The sequence below is a fragment of the Vicingus serpentipes genome (genome assembly GCF_007993035.1).
GTDB classification, from domain to species: Bacteria; Bacteroidota; Bacteroidia; order Flavobacteriales_E; family Vicingaceae; genus Vicingus; species Vicingus serpentipes.
Map to the genome: position 1 here is coordinate 146,864 of NZ_VOOS01000004.1, position 18,480 is coordinate 165,343.

Annotated in this window: 18 protein-coding genes; 6 read left to right on the forward strand and 12 right to left on the reverse strand. The window is 32.0% G+C overall.

Going from position 1 to position 18,480, the window contains the following annotated elements; all coding sequences use genetic code 11:
* The first annotated feature begins 20 nt into the window (after positions 1-20).
* The 3 genes from FRY74_RS09495 to FRY74_RS09505 all read left to right on the forward strand — a co-directional run bounded on the left by FRY74_RS09495 (position 21) and on the right by FRY74_RS09505 (position 4,412).
* On the forward strand, positions 21-599 hold the full coding sequence (locus tag FRY74_RS09495) for a thymidine kinase (RefSeq protein ID WP_147100877.1): 579 nt from the start codon (positions 21-23) through the stop codon (positions 597-599).
* Positions 600-638: 39 nt separating this feature from the next.
* The gene (gene alr, locus FRY74_RS09500; RefSeq protein ID WP_223265867.1) at positions 639-1,730 is read left to right on the forward strand and encodes an alanine racemase; all 1,092 of its coding nucleotides are present in this window, start codon (positions 639-641) and stop codon (positions 1,728-1,730) included.
* A gap of 126 nt (positions 1,731-1,856) precedes the next feature.
* On the forward strand, positions 1,857-4,412 hold the full coding sequence (locus tag FRY74_RS09505) for a fibronectin type III domain-containing protein (RefSeq protein WP_147100881.1): 2,556 nt from the start codon (positions 1,857-1,859) through the stop codon (positions 4,410-4,412).
* Positions 4,413-4,485: 73 nt separating this feature from the next.
* Here the strand turns inward: FRY74_RS09505 and trpS are convergent, their stop codons facing one another.
* Positions 4,486-5,454 (reverse strand): tryptophan--tRNA ligase, encoded by a 969-nt coding sequence (trpS, locus tag FRY74_RS09510; RefSeq protein WP_147100882.1) that lies wholly within the window; start codon positions 5,452-5,454, stop codon positions 4,486-4,488.
* An 86-nt stretch (positions 5,455-5,540) separates the two neighbouring features.
* Here trpS and FRY74_RS09515 point away from each other — a divergent pair, with 86 nt between their 5' ends.
* On the forward strand, positions 5,541-6,287 hold the full coding sequence (locus tag FRY74_RS09515; protein ID WP_147100884.1) for a lysophospholipid acyltransferase family protein: 747 nt from the start codon (positions 5,541-5,543) through the stop codon (positions 6,285-6,287).
* On the opposite strand, the gene rnc is transcribed toward FRY74_RS09515, so the two are convergent.
* The 4 genes from rnc to FRY74_RS09535 all read right to left on the reverse strand — a co-directional run bounded on the left by rnc (position 6,288) and on the right by FRY74_RS09535 (position 9,340).
* The gene (gene rnc / locus FRY74_RS09520) at positions 6,288-6,983 is read right to left on the reverse strand and encodes a ribonuclease III (RefSeq protein ID WP_147100886.1); all 696 of its coding nucleotides are present in this window, start codon (positions 6,981-6,983) and stop codon (positions 6,288-6,290) included. It abuts the gene before it with no gap.
* Positions 6,984-7,014: 31 nt separating this feature from the next.
* Positions 7,015-8,268 carry a beta-ketoacyl-ACP synthase II gene (fabF, locus tag FRY74_RS09525; protein ID WP_147100888.1) on the reverse strand — a complete coding sequence of 418 codons (1,254 nt, stop codon included), beginning with the start codon at positions 8,266-8,268 and terminating at the stop codon, positions 7,015-7,017.
* An 89-nt stretch (positions 8,269-8,357) separates the two neighbouring features.
* Entirely contained in the window at positions 8,358-8,594 is a 237-nt protein-coding gene (locus tag FRY74_RS09530; protein ID WP_147100890.1) for an acyl carrier protein, read from the reverse strand.
* A gap of 86 nt (positions 8,595-8,680) precedes the next feature.
* Positions 8,681-9,340 carry a nitroreductase family protein gene (locus FRY74_RS09535; RefSeq protein ID WP_147100892.1) on the reverse strand — a complete coding sequence of 220 codons (660 nt, stop codon included), beginning with the start codon at positions 9,338-9,340 and terminating at the stop codon, positions 8,681-8,683.
* A 37-nt stretch (positions 9,341-9,377) separates the two neighbouring features.
* On the opposite strand from FRY74_RS09535, the gene purN reads away from it, so the two are divergent.
* Together purN and FRY74_RS09545 are read left to right on the forward strand one after the other, a co-directional pair.
* The gene (purN, locus tag FRY74_RS09540) at positions 9,378-9,953 is read left to right on the forward strand and encodes a phosphoribosylglycinamide formyltransferase (RefSeq protein WP_147100894.1); all 576 of its coding nucleotides are present in this window, start codon (positions 9,378-9,380) and stop codon (positions 9,951-9,953) included.
* 77 nt (positions 9,954-10,030) lie between these two features.
* The gene (locus FRY74_RS09545; RefSeq protein ID WP_147100896.1) at positions 10,031-10,570 is read left to right on the forward strand and encodes a hypothetical protein; all 540 of its coding nucleotides are present in this window, start codon (positions 10,031-10,033) and stop codon (positions 10,568-10,570) included.
* A 217-nt stretch (positions 10,571-10,787) separates the two neighbouring features.
* On the opposite strand, the gene FRY74_RS09550 is transcribed toward FRY74_RS09545, so the two are convergent.
* The 7 genes from FRY74_RS09550 to FRY74_RS09580 form a co-directional block, all read right to left on the reverse strand.
* The gene (locus FRY74_RS09550) at positions 10,788-11,405 is read right to left on the reverse strand and encodes a polysaccharide deacetylase family protein (protein ID WP_147100898.1); all 618 of its coding nucleotides are present in this window, start codon (positions 11,403-11,405) and stop codon (positions 10,788-10,790) included.
* Positions 11,406-11,413: 8 nt separating this feature from the next.
* Positions 11,414-12,226, reverse strand: a complete 813-nt coding sequence (locus FRY74_RS09555; protein WP_147100900.1) for a hypothetical protein — start codon at positions 12,224-12,226, stop codon at positions 11,414-11,416.
* A gap of 87 nt (positions 12,227-12,313) precedes the next feature.
* Positions 12,314-13,648 (reverse strand): RIP metalloprotease RseP, encoded by a 1,335-nt coding sequence (gene rseP / locus FRY74_RS09560; protein WP_147100902.1) that lies wholly within the window; start codon positions 13,646-13,648, stop codon positions 12,314-12,316.
* 58 nt (positions 13,649-13,706) lie between these two features.
* On the reverse strand, positions 13,707-14,678 hold the full coding sequence (locus tag FRY74_RS09565) for a GSCFA domain-containing protein (protein ID WP_147100903.1): 972 nt from the start codon (positions 14,676-14,678) through the stop codon (positions 13,707-13,709).
* Positions 14,679-14,691: 13 nt separating this feature from the next.
* On the reverse strand, positions 14,692-15,921 hold the full coding sequence (locus tag FRY74_RS09570) for a murein hydrolase activator EnvC family protein (protein ID WP_147100905.1): 1,230 nt from the start codon (positions 15,919-15,921) through the stop codon (positions 14,692-14,694).
* Positions 15,905-16,723 carry a DUF4292 domain-containing protein gene (locus FRY74_RS09575; protein WP_147100907.1) on the reverse strand — a complete coding sequence of 273 codons (819 nt, stop codon included), beginning with the start codon at positions 16,721-16,723 and terminating at the stop codon, positions 15,905-15,907. Before FRY74_RS09575 ends, FRY74_RS09570 begins: the two co-directional genes overlap by 17 nt.
* Entirely contained in the window at positions 16,716-18,470 is a 1,755-nt protein-coding gene (locus FRY74_RS09580; protein ID WP_147100909.1) for a tetratricopeptide repeat protein, read from the reverse strand. Before FRY74_RS09580 ends, FRY74_RS09575 begins: the two co-directional genes overlap by 8 nt.
* Positions 18,471-18,480: the final 10 nt, after the last annotated feature.

Genomic DNA, 18,480 nt, shown 5'->3' on the forward strand with positions numbered 1-18,480 from the left:
ATTAAACAACTAATAAAAGCATGTTTTTAGAAAACAATATAAACACTACAAACAAAAAAGGATGGATAGAGGTTGTTTGTGGCTCAATGTTTTCAGGTAAAACAGAAGAACTTATTAGGAGAATGAAGAGAGCTCAATTTGCAAAACAAAAAGTTGAAATTTTTAAACCTGAGATTGATATTCGATATGATGAAGAAAAAGTAGTGTCACATGATGCTAATGAAATTCATTCAACTCCAGTGCCATCATCTTCAAATATTTTATTGTTGGCAAATAACGTTGATGTTGTTGGTATTGATGAAGCTCAATTTTTTGATGATGAATTAGTTAATGTATGCAATCAATTAGCAAATAGTGGCGTTAGAGTTATTGTTGCCGGTTTAGATATGGATTTTAAAGGAAAGCCTTTTGGACCTATGCCCAAAATCATGGCTTGTGCTGAATATGTTACTAAAGTTCATGCTATTTGTATGAAATGTGGCGATTTAGCAAATCATTCATTCCGGTTTTCAGAAAATGAAAAACTAGTTGAGCTAGGTGAAACAGAAGCTTATGAACCGCTATGCCGAAAATGTTTTTATACTCACTCAAAAAAATAAGCCCCGATTAAAGAATTAATTTACGATACCACCCTAGAAATCAACATGAGGAATTTAGAATCGAATCTAAATTACTTTAAGTCGCTATTGCAGCCTTCAACCAAAATAATGGTAATGGTTAAAGCTTACTCTTATGGTATGGGAACTTTTGAGATTGCCAACTTATTAGAGAAAAACAATGTTGATTATTTAGGTGTTGCAAATACTTTTGAAGGAGCTGAACTTAGAAATGTTGGGATAGGTTTACCTATCATGGTAATGAACCCAGAAGTTGAAAGTTTTGACTTAGTAATTAAACATCAGTTAAATCCTGTTATTTTCTCATTAAAATCACTTAATGTATTTTTAAAATATATTGAAACCAACCAACATTTATTGCCAATTAAGCCCTATCCTATTAATATTAAAATAGAAACTGGAATGAATCGTTTGGGATTTAATATTCGTGACCTCGAAAAAGTTGCTGAAGAAATAAAATCACACCCATTAGTTTTTGTAGAGAGTGTATTTTCACATCTTTCTGCAGCAGATGAGTCTCAATTTGATGATTTTACTAATCAACAAATACAATTGTTTCATCAATCTGCTAAAAAATTCTGCTCAACTTTTGATTACCCTATATTAAAGCACCTCCTAAATTCTCATGGAATTGTTCGTTTTAATAATGCTCAATTTGATATGGTAAGGTTAGGAATTGGTATTTATGGTTTCTCATCTGATAAAGAGACTCAACAAAATTTATTGCCAGTAAGTACGTTAACCTCTAAAATTTCTCAATTTAAAACCATACCTAAAGGAGATACAGTAGGTTATGGAAGGGCTGGTAAAGCAACAAAAGAATTGTCTATTGCCACCATACCATTAGGTTATGCTGATGGTTTAAACCGAAGATTAAGTAACGGAAATTGGAGTATGATGGTTAATGGCAAAAAAGCTCCAATAATTGGTAACATTTGTATGGACATGCTAATGCTTGATGTAACAGGAATTGAATGTAAGGCAGGCGACAATGTAGTTGTTTTCGGAAAGGACAACACTATTGTTGAAATGGCTGAAAAATTAGAGACAATTCCTTACGAGATTTTAACAACAATATCCCCTAGAGTAAATAGAATTTTTTCTTATAATTAGACTACATTAAATAGCTACTCGTCTAATTCTCATCTTATTTCTTTATAGAATGGTTTATATTTGATTATAGATTTAACAATCTAATAATTCGAATTAAACTAAATTATCAATATAAAATTTTATCCTATGAAAAAAAATACATTTTTTATGTCATTTCTTTTGCTTTTAAGCTGGCAAGGAATGGCGCAAACAACTTTGTATCTTACAACTTCAGGAGGAAGTTTTGCTACAGAAAAGTGGGTAGAAATCACAGATGGTCCTAACGGAACAGGAGCTGTTCTTTGGGCTCAAGGAAACGGAACTTATGGTGACGGTCAAGGTCTTGTAACTGATAGTGCCTTTACTATTGTTGATGGCACAACTTATTACATTAATTGTTATGATAGATATGCTGATAGTTGGGATGGCACCACTTACCAAATAAGAACAGCTCCAGCTGGAGGTGGAATTTTAATTGTCAATAATGGAGGGGTTTCTCCTGATGATGGGACTGATAATGACGCAGCTTCTACATGGGAAATAATGGATGATGAAAGAGAATCGTCTGAAGCTTTCTCGTATACTCCAGCTTCTTGTCTTCAACCAGGCAATTTAAATGTAAGTAATGTTACTTCGATATCTGCTGATTTAGCTTGGACTGAAAATGGAATTGCTTCTACATGGGATATAGAATGGGATACAACTGGCTTTACTCCTAGTACAGGAAACATGATTACAGGAACATCTTCAAATCCATACAATTTGACTGGTTTATCTCCAGAAACATCTTATGAGTTTTATGTAAGAGCTGATTGTGGTGGTGCTAATGGTACAAGTGCTTGGGTTGGACCTTTCTCTTTTACAACAACTTGTGCAACATACACACCAAATTATTTAGAAGATTTTACAATCTTTACTCCTAATTGTTGGAATGAAGCTGGTGATGGAACACCAACAACAGGATACACAGGTATCGGAACTGGAGAATGGAATCATACCCGTTATTTAAATATCGGAGCAGCTAATGATGCTGTAAAAATTAACCTTTATAATGTTGGAACTAATGATTGGTTGTTATCTCCAATATTTGATTTATCTGCTGGAGGTTGGGAATTAGCGATTAATGCTGGAGTTACCTCATATAATGGTACAGCGTCTATCAATATGGGGTCTGATGACACTGTTCAAGTATTATTATCTGTTGATGGTGGGATTAACTGGTCAGCGATTTACACATGGGATGTGAATAATCAACCAACGAATACAGGGTCTGCATATACTATAGATTTATCTGCCTATACAGGAATTAATAATCAGTTTGCAATATGGGCAACTGAAGGTTCTATTGATGATACTGAAGATTTTGATTTTCATATCAATGATTTTGAAATTAGAATTCCACCAACCTGTCCAGCTCCATCCTCTTTAATTGCAATAAATATTGATGGCATTTCTGCTGATTTAGGTTGGACTGAAAATGGAACTGCTTCTACTTGGGATATTGAATGGGACACAACTGGCTTTTCTCCTGGTACAGGAAATATGATTACAGGAACATCTTCAAATCCATACAATTTAACAGGTTTAATCCCAGAAACATCTTATGAATTTTATGTTCAAGCTGATTGCGGTGGTTCTGGAACAAGTACTTGGGTTGGCCCATTTTCTTTTACAACAACCGTTTCTTGTCAAGCACCTAGTGCTATAATGGCTTTGGCTATTAACCCAACTGATGCTTTAATTGGATGGTCTGAAAATGGTTCTGCAACATCATGGCAAGTAGAATGGGGGAATCTAGGGTTCTCTTTAGGTTCTGGTTTTTCTGAAGTAACCTCTTCAAATCCTTATTTATCTATGCCTTTAATGCCAGAAACTCCTTACGATTTTTATGTAAGATCTATTTGTGGTGCTGGAGATACAAGTGTTTGGGTTGGTCCATTTACATTTATGACGCCTTGTGTTGCTTCACCGATTACTACATTCCCGTGGACAGAGGATTTTGATGGAGAAACTACACCAAATATGCCTTGTGGTTGGATTGTTGATAATGCTAATGCAGATGCATATACTTGGGAAACAGGTACAAATCAACCAAATTCAGGTGCCAATGCAATGCAAGTAAGATGGAATTCAGCAGAAGCTGCAAATGATTGGGCTTTTACTCCTGAATTACAATTGACAGGTGGTGTAACTTACCAATTATCATTTGCATTTAGTGTGGCTGGTAGTACATTCCCTGAAAAATTAAAAGTAATGTATGGTGCTGGACAAAATGTTGCTGGTATGACTGATTTATTATTTGATTCTACTATGACAAATACAACTTATCAAACTGCAACAGCACTATTCACTCCTCCTACAACTGGTTCTTATTATGTTGGTTTCCACAATTACAGTGATGCCGATATGTTTAGAATTTATGTTGATGATGTAACTGTTGATATCGCAACTGCTATTGAGGATAATATGTTAGCAAACAACATCAGTATCTACCCAAATCCAACAACTGGTATATTTACTATTGTTGGAACTGTTAAAAATACTTCTGTAAATGTTATGAGTATTACTGGAGAAGTTGTTTACCAAAACAATATTTCAGGAAATAATACAATAATAGACTTAAGCAATAAAGCTAAAGGATTATATTTTGTTTCTATTTCAACTGAAAATGGAACAGAAACATACAAAATGGTAATTCAATAATTATCACACATCTAAACAAAAAAAGGCTTGATACACATGTATCAAGCCTTTTTTATAATAACTAACCTTAATTTTAATATCCTAACCTTTCTCTAACTCTTTTTAAAACTGGTCGAGCCACTTTTCTTGCTTTTTCAGCTCCTATTTGAAGCTCTTTTTCCAATTCATCTAGATTCTCAATATAATAATTAAATCGTTCTCTTTCTGCTTTAAATCGGTGGCAAATTAATTCAAACAATTCTTGTTTAGCATGTCCGTAACCAAAATTACCTGCTAAATATTTAGCTTTTAAATCAGCTATTTGTTCATGAGTTGCTACCAATTTAAAAATTGCAAACACATTACAAGTATCTGGATTTTTAGGTTCTTCTAGCGGAGTACTATCTGTTTCAATACTCATTATTTGTTTTCTTAATTGTTTATCGTTTAAGAAAATATTAATAATGTTATTTTTTGATTTACTCATTTTTGCACCATCGATACCAGGAATCAACATCGTATCTTCTTGAATTTTAGCCTCTGGCGGAACTAAAGTATCTCCCATCTGATGATTGAAGCGATTGGCAACATCTCTTGTCATTTCTAAATGCTGCAATTGGTCTTTCCCTACAGGAACAAGTTCTGCGTCATATAATAATATATCAGCAGCCATCAACATTGGATAAGTAAATAATCCAGAGTTCACATCCTCTAATCTATCAGCTTTATCTTTAAATGAATGAGCTAATGTTAATCTTTGATAAGGGAAAAAACAACTTAAATACCAAGACAATTCTGCCACCTCAGGAATATCAGACTGACGATAAAAAACAGTTGTTTCTGGATTTAATCCACAAGCCAACCATACAGCTGCAGTGTTATTGGTGTTTTCTTTTAATGTTTTCGCATCTTTTATTTGCGTAAGCGAATGCATATCCGCTATAAATAAAAACGCATCATTTTTAGGGTTATTTGCCATTTCTATAGCTGGTAATATTGCCCCTAATAAATTTCCTAAGTGTGGTGTTCCTGTACTTTGAACCCCTGTTAATATTCTTGCCATGTTGCAAAAATAGCTTTTTAAGAGTAAATTCTAAGATATTTTTTGAATAGCTATTTAGTACTTTGTTTTTTTTACCTTTGCTGCTTATGAAAAAAATTAAAGAAATCATTGGAGGGCTATGGAAAATCTATATTTTTTTTTGGTTTACTTTACTCCTATTAATTCTTTACCCTATTTATTTAGTTTTTCTATTAAATGACAAACATTTTCACAAAGGTTTTAAATTGCTCCGCTGGCATACTGGTTTACTGATGTATATTTCAGGAATATTTACAACTGTTAAAAACAAACATTATTTACAAAAAGGACAAGCGTATGTTTACGCTCCAAATCATTCTTCCTATTTAGATATTGTAATATTATATCAAACCTTTTCCGAGTACTTTGTATTTATGGGGAAAAAAGAACTTGCAAGCGTGCCTGTTTTCAATATTTTCTTCAAAAAAATGAATGTAACTGTTGATAGAAAAAGTAGCATGTCAGGTAAAAGAGCAATGGATAGATGTGCAACTGAAATCGACAAAGGACATAGTGTTGTTATGTTTCCTGAGGGAACAATTCCTGACAACGCTCCAATATTAGGTAGATTTAAAGTCGGTGCTTTTAAATTAGCTATTGACAAGCAAGTACCAATTGTTCCAATAACAATGCCTAGCAACTATAAACGATTAGAAATGAAAGGTTTATTTTCTGGTAAAGCAAGTCCAGGAATTGCAAAGGTGGTAATTCATGAGCCAATTTCTACGATTGGTATGACAGAAGAAGATATTCCAACACTTCAAAGTAAAGTTTATAATATCATTAATTCAGAGTTAAAAGAAGCTGGGTTGTAATTAATCTTCTTTCTCTTTAAGGAATTGTTCCGCAGCTAATTGTTCTGCTTTCTTTTTGCTTATAGCTTCACCTTTACCCTTTAGTTGATTTTCAATAAATAGCTTTGCTAAATAAATTTTAGATTGTCCTTGCTCTATCTCTTCAATTTCAAACTCAAATTTTAGTTTATTTTTTTGAGCCCATTCTATTGCTCTACTCTTAAAATCAGTTTCATTTTCAATTACTTCATTCAATTCAACGTGATTTTGAAGTAATTTATTTAAAATGAAAAATTCAGCTTTATTGTAGCCTTTATCTAAAAAAATAGCACCAATTAAAGCTTCTAAAGCATCGCCATAAATCGACTTTGATTCTCTATCGAGATTAGAAATAACTAACTCAGTTAATCCAATTTTTTCAGCTAAATTATTTAGAAATTGTCTTCTAACTAATTTAGATCTCAATTGGGTTAAAAAGCCTTCATCTTTAAATGGAAACTTTGAATAAATATAATTTGAAATTACAGCATCGAGTATTGCATCTCCTAAAAATTCGAGGCGCTCATTACTTTCGAAAGGCTGTTTATCTTCATCTATTAATATAGATTTATGAGTAAACGCTTGTTCGTATAAAGATATTTTATCGGGATAAAAACCTAATATGCGCTCAAGTTTGAGCGCATATTCAGATTTTTTTTTAAAGAAATTTATTGCCATAAAGGGTTAACCTTTTATGGGAAAAGTAATCTTAAGCTTCATACTTTTTAAATATTACAGAAGCATTGTGGCCTCCGAAACCAAAAGTATTACTTAAAGCAGCTCTAACTTCTCTCTTTTGAGCCTTATTAAACGTAAAGTTTAATTTAGGGTCAAATGCTTCATCATCTGTGAAGTGATTAATCGTTGGAGGCACTATATTTTCTTTAACAGCCATTAATGTTGCAACTGCCTCAATAGCCCCTGCTGCACCTAATAAATGGCCTGTCATTGATTTTGTTGAACTAATATTTAAGTTATAAGCATGATCAGCAAATACACTTAAAATAGCTTGAGATTCAGCAACATCTCCTAATGGAGTAGATGTTCCGTGAACATTGATATAATCAATATCTTCTGGTTTTAATCCAGCATCATCTAAAGCAGCTAACATTACGTTTTTAGCTCCTAATCCTTCTGGATGAGGTGCTGTCATATGGTGAGCATCAGCAGACATTCCTCCACCAACTATTTCAGCATAAATTGTTGCTCCTCTTTTAATTGCGTGCTCATATTCTTCAAGAATAACAGAAACTCCACCTTCTCCCATTACAAACCCATCTCTTTCTTTATCAAAAGGACGAGAAGCCGTTTCTGGAGAATCGTTTCTAGTTGATAAGGCATGCATTGCATTAAAACCTCCCATTCCAGCTTCATAAATAGAAGCTTCAGAACCCCCTGAAACAAAAACGTCTGCTTTTCCTAATCTGATATAGTTAAAAGCATCTATTAATGCATTGGTAGAAGAAGCACAAGCCGCAACTGTTGTAAAGTTTGGTCCTCTAAAACCATATTCCATAGATATTAATCCTGAAGCTATATCAGCTATCATTTTAGGAATAAAAAATGGATTGAATCGAGGAGTTCCATCTCCACCAACAAAGTTTGAAACTTCATCTTGGAATGTTTTAATTCCTCCAATACCAGAACCCCAAATAACACCAACTCTATCTTTATTCACCGTTTCTAAATCAATTTTAGAATCAGCTACAGCTTCTTTAGCTGCTATTAAAGCAAATTGTGTGTAAGGGTCAATTTTTCTTGCTTCTTTTCTATCAAAATAATCTGCAACATCATAATCTTTAACTTCACAAGCAAATTGTGTTTTGAATTTTGATGCATCAAATCGAGTTATAGGCGCACATCCACTAACCCCTTTTTTAAGATTTTCCCATGTTTCAGGAAAAGTTTTTCCTAGAGGAGTTATGGCTCCTATACCTGTTACTACTACTCTTCTTAATTCCATTTAAGAAACATTAAATATTGATAATATAAAACAGAAAAAGCTTTGAATTAGATATTCAAAGCAATTTCATTTAACCTAATAAAGGCTTATTACTTAGCGTTATCTTCGATGTATTTAACAGCATCTCCAACAGTAGCAATTTTTTCAGCTTGATCATCTGGAATTGCAATATTGAATTCTTTTTCGAATTCCATAATTAATTCAACTGTATCAAGAGAATCAGCTCCTAAATCATTTGTGAAGCTAGCTTCAGCTGTTACTTCGTTTTCGTCAACACCTAATTTGTCAACAATAATTGATACTACTCTTCCTTTAATATCTGACATGTTATTTAGTTTTTAAATTTATTTTTAATCTTAATAGTTTGCAAAGAAAATTATTTCTGTGAATATAGACAAATTATTTTGAATTATTAATACACAATCATTACTTCTTCAAGGGGCTTTCTTCTGATATCAGGCACTTGAGCGTCTTTTGAAGGATAGCCAACAGGTATTAATAAAAATGGGCGTTCGTTTTCTGGGCGATTTAATAGTTTGGTTAAAAAATTCATTGGACTTGGTGTGTGCGTTAATGCGATTAAGCCTGCATTATGTATTGCTGTTAAAAGCATCCCTGTAGCCAAGCCAACAGATTCATTTACATAATAGTTGTTCACTTTTTCTCCTTTAACCATTTCGTAAGCTCTTTTACAAACTATAATTAAATAAGGTGCTGTTTCTAAAAAAGGTTTGTGCCAATCGGTAGCAAATGTTTCCAAATCTTTTAGCCATCGCTCGCTCATCCTTCCATGGTAGTTTTCATATTCTTCTTTTTCGGCAGCTTCACGTATTTTCTTTTTCATTTCTGGATTTGCTACCACACAAAATGTCCAAGGTTGTTTGTGCGCGCCCGATGGTGCTGTGGAAGCTGCTTTTATAATGTTTTCAATTACTTTAATATCTACAGGTTCATCAGAAAAATCTCGTACAGTTCTTCTTTGATCTAACCAATTAAAGTACTCTTCACTTTTTATTAACTGCTCTTGGGGTTTAATCTCTTTTCTTTTATAAGGGATAAATTTATCTTCCATAATAGTTACTTTTGAGGTATTGAAATTAGTAAAAAAAATGACAAAAAAAATAGCTGTTTTTGCTTCGGGTAGTGGTTCTAATGCTGAGAATATTTTTAATTATTTTAAAAATAATGACAAAGTAACCATATCGTTAATTTTAACTAACAACCCTACCGCTGGTGTTATTGAACGAGCTAATCGGTTAAATATTCCTTTTGTTGTTTTTGATAAAAATGCTTTTAAAAACACCAATGAAATTGTAAAGCTATTACAAGAAAACAACATTGATTTAGTAGTGTTGGCTGGTTTTTTATGGTTAATACCAGAAAATTTAATTGAAGCTTTTCCCAATAAAATTGTAAACATACATCCGGCATTATTACCAAAATATGGCGGCAAAGGAATGTTTGGCGACAATGTGCACAAGGCAGTAGTAGAACATAAAGAAACCGAAACAGGTATTACCATACATTTTGTAAACCAACATTACGATGAGGGCAAAGTTATTTTCCAAGCTAAATGTAAAGTTTTACCAACGGATACTTTTGAGGAAGTAGCTTCAAAAATTCATGCTTTAGAATATGAACACTTTCCGAAAGTAATTGCGGATTTGCTCTTGACTTTCTCATAAAAATCAGCTACCTTCATTTATCAACCGATTAAATCGCATTGAAACGCGACTTAGACAGGCGTTATAACCAATTGAAAATGAAAAAAATAATATTCATAACCATATTAGCATTGATAACTTATGGGCAATGTTTTAGTCAATCTAACACTCCTATTTTTATCGGATTTCAGCCAAACATTACAGTTGAACCATTCTATGACAAAGGCGAATTTGACTTAGATATTGCTCCTGTGGTTTTTGAAGCTTCTGTAGGCTTAAGAACAAACATTAAAATTTCACCGATTGTTAATTATCATTTTGGAGGAACAACTAATGGAGTTTCTGATATTGGAGTTTTTAGTGTTTTGCCAATCTTCATTAAATCCAAGGAAGCTAAAAATGAAAGGCCCTATGGATTCTACCTAGGGCCGGTGATTGGTTTTGGAAGGAATTTAATTAACAGTCATTATACAACTACATTAAGCATAGAACCTGGATATATGTTTGAGACTAAAAACCGATTTACGATTTCCATGGGATTGCAATTAGGTGGATCATATTTCTCATACGATAAAGAACCTAATAAATGGGTTATTCATTGGGGGCCAAAATTCAGCTTTGGTTTTTGGATAAACTAAAATGAAAATAAGACTGGCTATAACACTGTATATAGCAAATAGGGCGTTCGGTGGTTTACGAAAGTGTTGCTATTTACAAACACCGCCAAATCGTTTATTTGGCTTTTAAGAATGAATAAGATAAAAACAAAATGCAACGCTTTGGCTAAGCGCAAACTTTATAGTTTTTCTGTATCTTTTGCCCTAAATGCCATATACTAAACGAAAGAAGATGAAGTCAATCTTCTGTAATTACTCCAAAAGTAAAACCTTGTTGTTTTAAAAACTCAATTGCTTTAGGCAAAGCATATTTCAGGTTTTTTTCGGCTTTTACGCTGTCGTGAAAAACAATTATAGAGCCTGCTTTGGTGTTGTTAATTACATTTTCGGCACATTTTGCAGGGCTTAAATTCGCATCAAAATCTCCACTCAACACATCCCACATTATAATTTTATAATGTTGTTTAAGCTTTCTTATTTGCGTGTTTTTTATTCTCCCGTAAGGTGGGCGAAATAAATTAGAATCTACTAATTCTGCACATTTTTCAATGTTTTGTAAGTAATCAGAAGATTTTGTTTTCCATCCATTTAAATGGTTGTAGGTGTGGTTTCCTATTGCATGTCCTTCAGCGATTAATTGCTGATATATTTGAGGGTATTTTTTTACATTATCGCCAACCACAAAAAATGTAGCTTTTATCTTGTGTTTTTTTAATGTTTCTAAAACCCATGTTGTAATTTCTGGTGTTGGACCATCATCAAAGGTTAAGTATATTGTTTTTGTATTGTTAGGTATATCCCAAACTAAGCTAGGAAATGATTTTTTTATAGCTAATGGTGTTTTTACAAGAAACATAGCCTGCTTTATTCTGGTTTTACATTAACTATTTTTTCAGCTAACTTATCAGCAATTAATGGGAATTCTGATTTAATGATTTTCTCGATATCGTTTTCGCTACTGTTAAACAATGTTTTAATTGCTCCAGAATCCATCACTTTTTCTTGATTGTTGAATATTGTGTAATGTACTTTTATTTCTCGCTGAGACTGACTATTCATCCCGCCACTTTCTTTCATTGTGCGTTTAATGTCTAGCTCGTTTATAAATAAATAATACGTTGCTTGGTATTGTTTATTTAAAGTGTTGATTAAATTTTCATTAGAGATTTTAGTCATCATGTATTTTTCTCTATCATCTGTTTGAGAAACAATTTGACCATTATTAATTCCTGCTTCGATTGGTTCTTCTTCTCTCTCTTTTTTCTTAAACTTATTCATCAATTTTTTGCCTGTATTTTCTTTTTCTACCACTTCTTCTACAGGCATTACTTCGTATTTATAGCCTATAGAGTTATAGATGTAAGAAAGTTCTTTAATGGCATCTTCTTGAGGGATAGTGTAAAAAGAAAGAGAAGTGTAATACTTTTTTAAGGAAATGTAAATGTTTTGATCTAAAGCTGCTCTAAACTTTGCTTTAATATCCTGAAAATTCATTTGATTTTCTTTAACCAACTCTTTATCTATATCAGAAATGTAAAGTCTTGGTTCGAAAGGAATAATTAAAACTTTGGCTTTTCCGTTGGCTTCACTATTCGTAACTGTACCCATTGTATTGTTTTGGGCAGTTAGTTTAATCGAGAAAATAAACAGCGTAATAATAAAAATGATTTTATTCATTGGTTTAGTGTTATGTAGAAGTAGTAAAGCTAAGTTATAATCACTGTTATGAGATTAAAACTAGAATAGCTTTTAAACAACTACGCGTTAATTACTAAACCACGCTCTTACAACATCCATACCATTAGCGTATAACATAAATGCTAACAACAACATCATTCCGGCTATTTGAGCATATTCCATAACCTTTTCGTTAGGCTTTCTTCCTGTAATCATTTCATAGCTCAAAAACATTACGTGCCCGCCATCTAAAGCAGGTATTGGTAATAAATTCATTACAGCAAGCATTACTGAAATCAAGGCTGTTTTTTCCCAAAAGTTTTGCCAATCCCAAGTAGCTCCGTAAAGTTTGCTTATCGAACCAAATCCTCCTAATTGTTTTACTCCAGCCTTAGAAAAAATTAATTTAAATTGGTCAATATATCTTTTTAAAACATTTCCTGTTTTATAAAATCCTGCAGGAATAGATTCAAAAAAACCATACTCTTTGGTAGCTATTGTTAAATAGTCTAAAAGTGACCCATAATGAATTCCTATCTTCCCTTCATCATTTGAAATAATCTGAAAATCTAATTCTTCATTATTTCTTAGTACTTTAAAAGTATATGCTGTCTTTGGCTCTGCAGAAGTATATTGAGTTGAATTCACCACTCCTGATATTTTCTCTCCGTTAACTCCAATAATTTTATCGCCAATTAACAGCCCCGCTTTTTCCGCTTCAGACAAAGGTGTTATCGAGTCTAAAATCATAGGATAATCTTCTACAAACAACCCTTTGGTTACTTTATTGCTAATAACTGTTTCGGCAAAATCTAAAGGAATAGACACTGTTTCTCTATTTCCTCCTCTATCAACCGTAACTTCTTTAATGTTGTCTAATAAAATTTGAACCGTAATTTGACCATAAGTTGTTTCACTATCTATTGGCTTACCATCTAAGGCAACAATTTTATCTCCGTTTTTAAACCCTATGCTTTGCGCTACAGAATCGCAATAAACGCCATAAGTAGCATTTTGAGCTGGGATATAAGTTTCTCCCCATGCAAACAAAATCATTGCATAAATAAAGAACGCTACAATAACATTTACAATAACACCACCAAGCATAATAATCAATCGCTGCCAAGTTGCTTTAGAACGGAATTCCCAAGGTTCAGCAGGTTTTTCCATTTGTTCTTTATCCATACTTTCATCTATCATCCCTGATATTTTTACATAGCCCCCAAGTGGTAACCATCCAATACCATATTCAGTGTCTCCAATTTTCTTTTTTACTAAAGAAAACCAAGGATTAAAAAATAAATAAAATGCCTCAACTCGAGTTTTAAATGCTTTGGCAGCAATAAAATGACCAAACTCATGCAATACCACAAGTATTGAAATTCCTAGTAAAAGTTGTGCTGCCTGTATAACGTAATCCATTCTTTTGTTTTATTTGAATAGCGAAATTACTATTTCCTTATTTGTAAATGCTATATCTTTAGTTTTGTTGATTCAATTGACTTATTTCTTGTTCAAAATCTAAATAAGGAGCTGTTTGCTTTAGCTTATTAATTAATTCAGTTTGTTTTGCTACAAACTGTTTGTGTCCAATGCTTTCGTAATTAAATGGTTTATGAGCTGCAGCATTTTTTATTTTGAATATTTGCTCAACTAAATCTAATGTACTTGGTTCAAAATAAGTTTCGGAAAACTTATCCCACACATAATTTATGGCTTGATCTGATGGGTGAATCATATCTTCTTTGTAAAAGCGATAATCCCTTAATTCATCAATTACTATTTCGTAAGCAGGAAAATAACTACAGTTTTCATACTTATTCATCAATTCATTTATTGCTAAATGTAATGTTGATTTACTTAAATTATTTTCGTGCAAACCACCTTTTGCATGTCGAACAGGACTAACCGTAAAAACAATGTTTTTAGTTTTAAAGTGGTTTAACAATTCATCATATTTTGTTACTATCTCAGCAACTGTTAATAAACGTTTTGAGAAAAATGTATTTGGTATTTTATGGCAATTGGCTACGATTTGACTGGTTTCTTTCCACTCATAAGCCCAAGCTGTACCAAATGTTAAAATAATGGTGTTCGATTGATTTAAAGCTAAAATATCTGCAGCTAACTTATCATTTTCCTTCATCAAAAATGCACTCTCATCAATTTTATGTGAACTACTTTGATTTGAAAAATTTACAAGTTTTTCATCTTTATAATTATAGATGTCATTACCATCATAATGCTTAACCTTTAATAAACGATGAAGATTTTCCGCAATAGAAATAGGGTTATATATCGTACCAAACGAGTTGGAACTAATATTAAATTTAGCTTCTTTTAACCTATGTCCAATATTTTGCGAAAAGCAAGACCCGATTAAAAATAGCCCCTCATTATGAGAGATTTTAAAGTTTGATTGAGGTATTTTAGTAGGAATGGAAAGTATCATTTTTAGTAAAAGCCTATTTTCTAAAAATCCAATATTCAGGGTTAAGCTTGGTCATTCCTTTCCATATTTCAAGATGGACATCCGTTTTTGATGCTCCCGACTCATTAACTAAAACTCCCAAATGTTGTTTTGTACTTACTTTATCTCCTTTCTTAACAAAAACTTCAGTCATATATGAATAAACACTCAAGTATTCTCCATGTCTAATCATTACAACTTTTCCTTCTCCAGGAATAATGGCCACAGAACTAACTTCACCATCAAAAATTGCTCTAGCTATTGCTCCTTTTGTTGTACTAATATCAATACCATTATTGTTTATTACAATTCCTGTTAAAACTGGGTGTGGATGTTGACCAAAACGATCAGTAATAACTCCCTCCATAACTGGCCAAGGTAACTTGCCTTTATTGGCAGCAAAAGAATTTGAAAGTTTTAATGCTTCTGGAGTCATAGGGAAACCTTTTGAAGTATTTCCAGCTTTTTTAGCTGCTTCACGAGCTTTTCTAATCTCGTCTTCAATAATTTTTTGTATCGCTTTTTGTAATTTTTGAGCTGCAGCTTGCTTTTTAGCTAATTCTTGCTTTAACTCTTGCTCCTTTCCTTGAAGCTGTTTTACAGCACCCTCTCTCTCTACTTGCTCAACAGCTAATTTTTGTTTCTCTTGTTCTTCTAAAGAAATTATAGCACCTTTTTCTTGCTTTGCTTGGTCTAATTCTGTTATTTTTTGTTTTAGCGATTCTTGTGTTTTTACAATATTTTTTGCTTGACTTTTTCGGTATGTTGAATATTGCTGAATATACTTTAATCGCTTATAAGCTTGATTAAAACTATTTGAAGCAAATACAAACATAATCTTTTCAAAAGAACCCTTATGGACATATGCATAGTAAATCATTTTAGCATACTCCTCTTTTAGCTTTGATAAATCATTTTGCAAAAAAGCTATTTCATCTGTGTTTTTCTTAATCTCATTATTGTACATTCTAAGTTCAGCATTTAAAGCTGAAATCAATCCTGCACGAGCATTAATTTTACTCTTTAATTTCAATAACTCGTCTAATGAAAGCTCTTTGTTTTTTCGTGTTTCGTTTAACAATTTGTTCGTTAGCGAAATTTCTTTCTGAAGCAACTTCTTTTTAGCCTCTAAATCATTTTTGGACTGAGCATTAGTATTTAAACTAAAAAATAGTGAGCAAATAATTGCCAAGCATCCAAGAATATGTTTATTGAATTTGCTCATACTTAGATGGGATTTTAAACGAATAACTTTGCTCTTTATCTAATGTTATTTTACTATAGTCAACATTAATTTTAAGTTGCTTTTTAGACTGTATATTAAAAGCTAATTTATAAGGAAACAATTGATTGTTTAAATCAGTGTGCTTAGAAAAAATAGCATTTAATGATTGGTCTTTATTAGGGTCTAAGATTAACAATTCAACAATTTTATAGGTTTTAGGAATTAACCATATTGCCTGAGATTGCTCTTTTATTTTTTCCTTCTCTTTTTTAATGTCTTTTTTTACTTTTCGTTTCTTCTCGGTTCCTATAAAATAACGGTTAGTTTTACGGTCTATTGCAGTCTTAAGTTTTTCATTTTTTTCAAATTCTAAACTATTACCAATCAATAATGATTGAAGCATTTCAAAATCAAACTCTACATTAAACATTTTATTAATGTATTCGAAATCACCCTTAAAATATTCTGACTTTACTCTGTTCATTAACATTACTGAATCTTGAGTAATCATTACTCTCGCTATTTCTATTCCTAAAACTGGTGTAATTGAAATCCATATCACACTGTCTTTTTGAATTCTAAGGTGCGCTTTAAAAGAAGTTGACTTCTCATCAATAAATTCAATTTCTGCTTTTGCAGAAAGCGAACCAAAATTAAATTCATTTTTACTTAATGAATCCACTAACTCTTTAGTGGTATGATGCTCTATTTTATTTTTAACTATTTCTTCTTGCGGTTTACATGCATAAAAAAATATAAACAAAAAAAGAATAGAATATTTAATATGAAACAGCTTATTCATACAGCTTTTTATCTTCAATTTTTTTGTTCAGTAAATCTGAGCCTTCGCCTTGCGTTTTAGCTAAATTCCAAAACTCTAATGCTTTTTCTATATTATTTAATTTGGCATGGACATCACCAAGGTGTTCAAGAATTACAGCATTTTTATCTCCTCCATTTGCAATCGCTTTTTCTAGCCATTCTTTAGCAGCAATATATTTTCCTTGTTTGTATAAAATCCAAGCATAAGTATCTTCGTAGTTAGGTTGGTTTGGTTCTATTTCATTTGCTAAAGCAGATAATTCTTCAGCTCTTTCTAAATGCTCTTCCCTAAGTGATAAATAGTAACCATAGTTATTGAGTACAAAAATATTTCTTGGCTCAATTTCTAATGCTTTTTCATAAGCTTCATCTGACTCTTTATGTTGTTTTAATTGATAATAACTATCTCCTAAATTTGCATAAAACTGAGCCAATAAAGGAGGATTATCTAGAACAAAATCTTTACCTAGAACAAAATAATCAGCTGCTTCTTGATAATTCTTCTTTTGCATATTTGCAACACCATAAAAGAAGTAAAACATTGGTTGATTTGGGAATAAATCAATTGCAGGTTTACTATGAGCTAATAAATCATCATAGTTCTGTAACTCTGCATCAATTAACAACACTTGACTCCAAATAGCAAACTTAGAACTATCTAATTCAATTGCTTTTAAATAATTTTCTTTAGCACTTTCAACCTTTTTTTCACGATATAAAAAATCAGCATATATCGTATATGCTTTAGCTTCCGAAGGATGTGTTTTTATTAAAATTTTGTTTAAATCAAATGCTTCTTTTTTTAGTTCTGAATCATTTTCAGTGTAAGAAAAATAAGATAGTAAAATTTGCATTTTAGAGTCTATATCAAAATCTTCACTTTCAAAAACTTGCTTTATTTCATTATATGCTTTTTCTTTTTCACCAATGTTTCGGTAATAATCATAAAGCCCTAAATGTGAAAAATTATCAGTAGAATCTTTTTCTAAAATTTGCTGATAGATTTCAAACGCCTTATCATTTAAATTGTTTGCTAAATACATATCAGCCAAATACCCTTGAAATTTAGTTTCTTCTGGGTACTCATTAATTAATGCTTTTAATTCTTCTGCAGCCTTATCAATGTTATTTAACTTTATATAAACCTTTTGTTTTTGTAGCGATATTTCTTCTGAAATACCCATTTTTTCTTCCAAGCTATTATAGCTTTTTATTGCTTCTTGGTATTGTCCAACGTATAGCTGCATACCAGCTAAATCATAATACAACTCAACATTTTCAGGGTTTTTTTCAACAAGTTTTTGATATTGCTTTATTGCGTTTTCTGTGTCTCCATTTTTCTGTAAAGCGTAAGCATAAAAATAACGGTACCAATAGTTCTCTCCATCTATTTCAACAGACCTTTGAGCATTGTCTAAAGCTAATTGTTTCTGCTCAGCAAAATCAAAAATCTTAGCTACTTCATAATATGCAGCAGGCTCATCTGGTGCTATTTCAATACATTTACTAAACAAACCAGCAGCGATTTGATAGTTGCCTAATATTCTTTCTTTGTTTGCATTATGAAACATAAAATCATAATTCATTCTTTCCTTTTCAGAAAGTTCAGAAAGGCTTTTGCTTTTTGTTTTTTTAGGTTGACTTGAATTATTTTCTACACTTTTAGGTGCTGAACATCCTATAAAAAAGAGGATAAAAAACGAGAAAATGTAGAAGAATATTTTCATTTAATTAGTT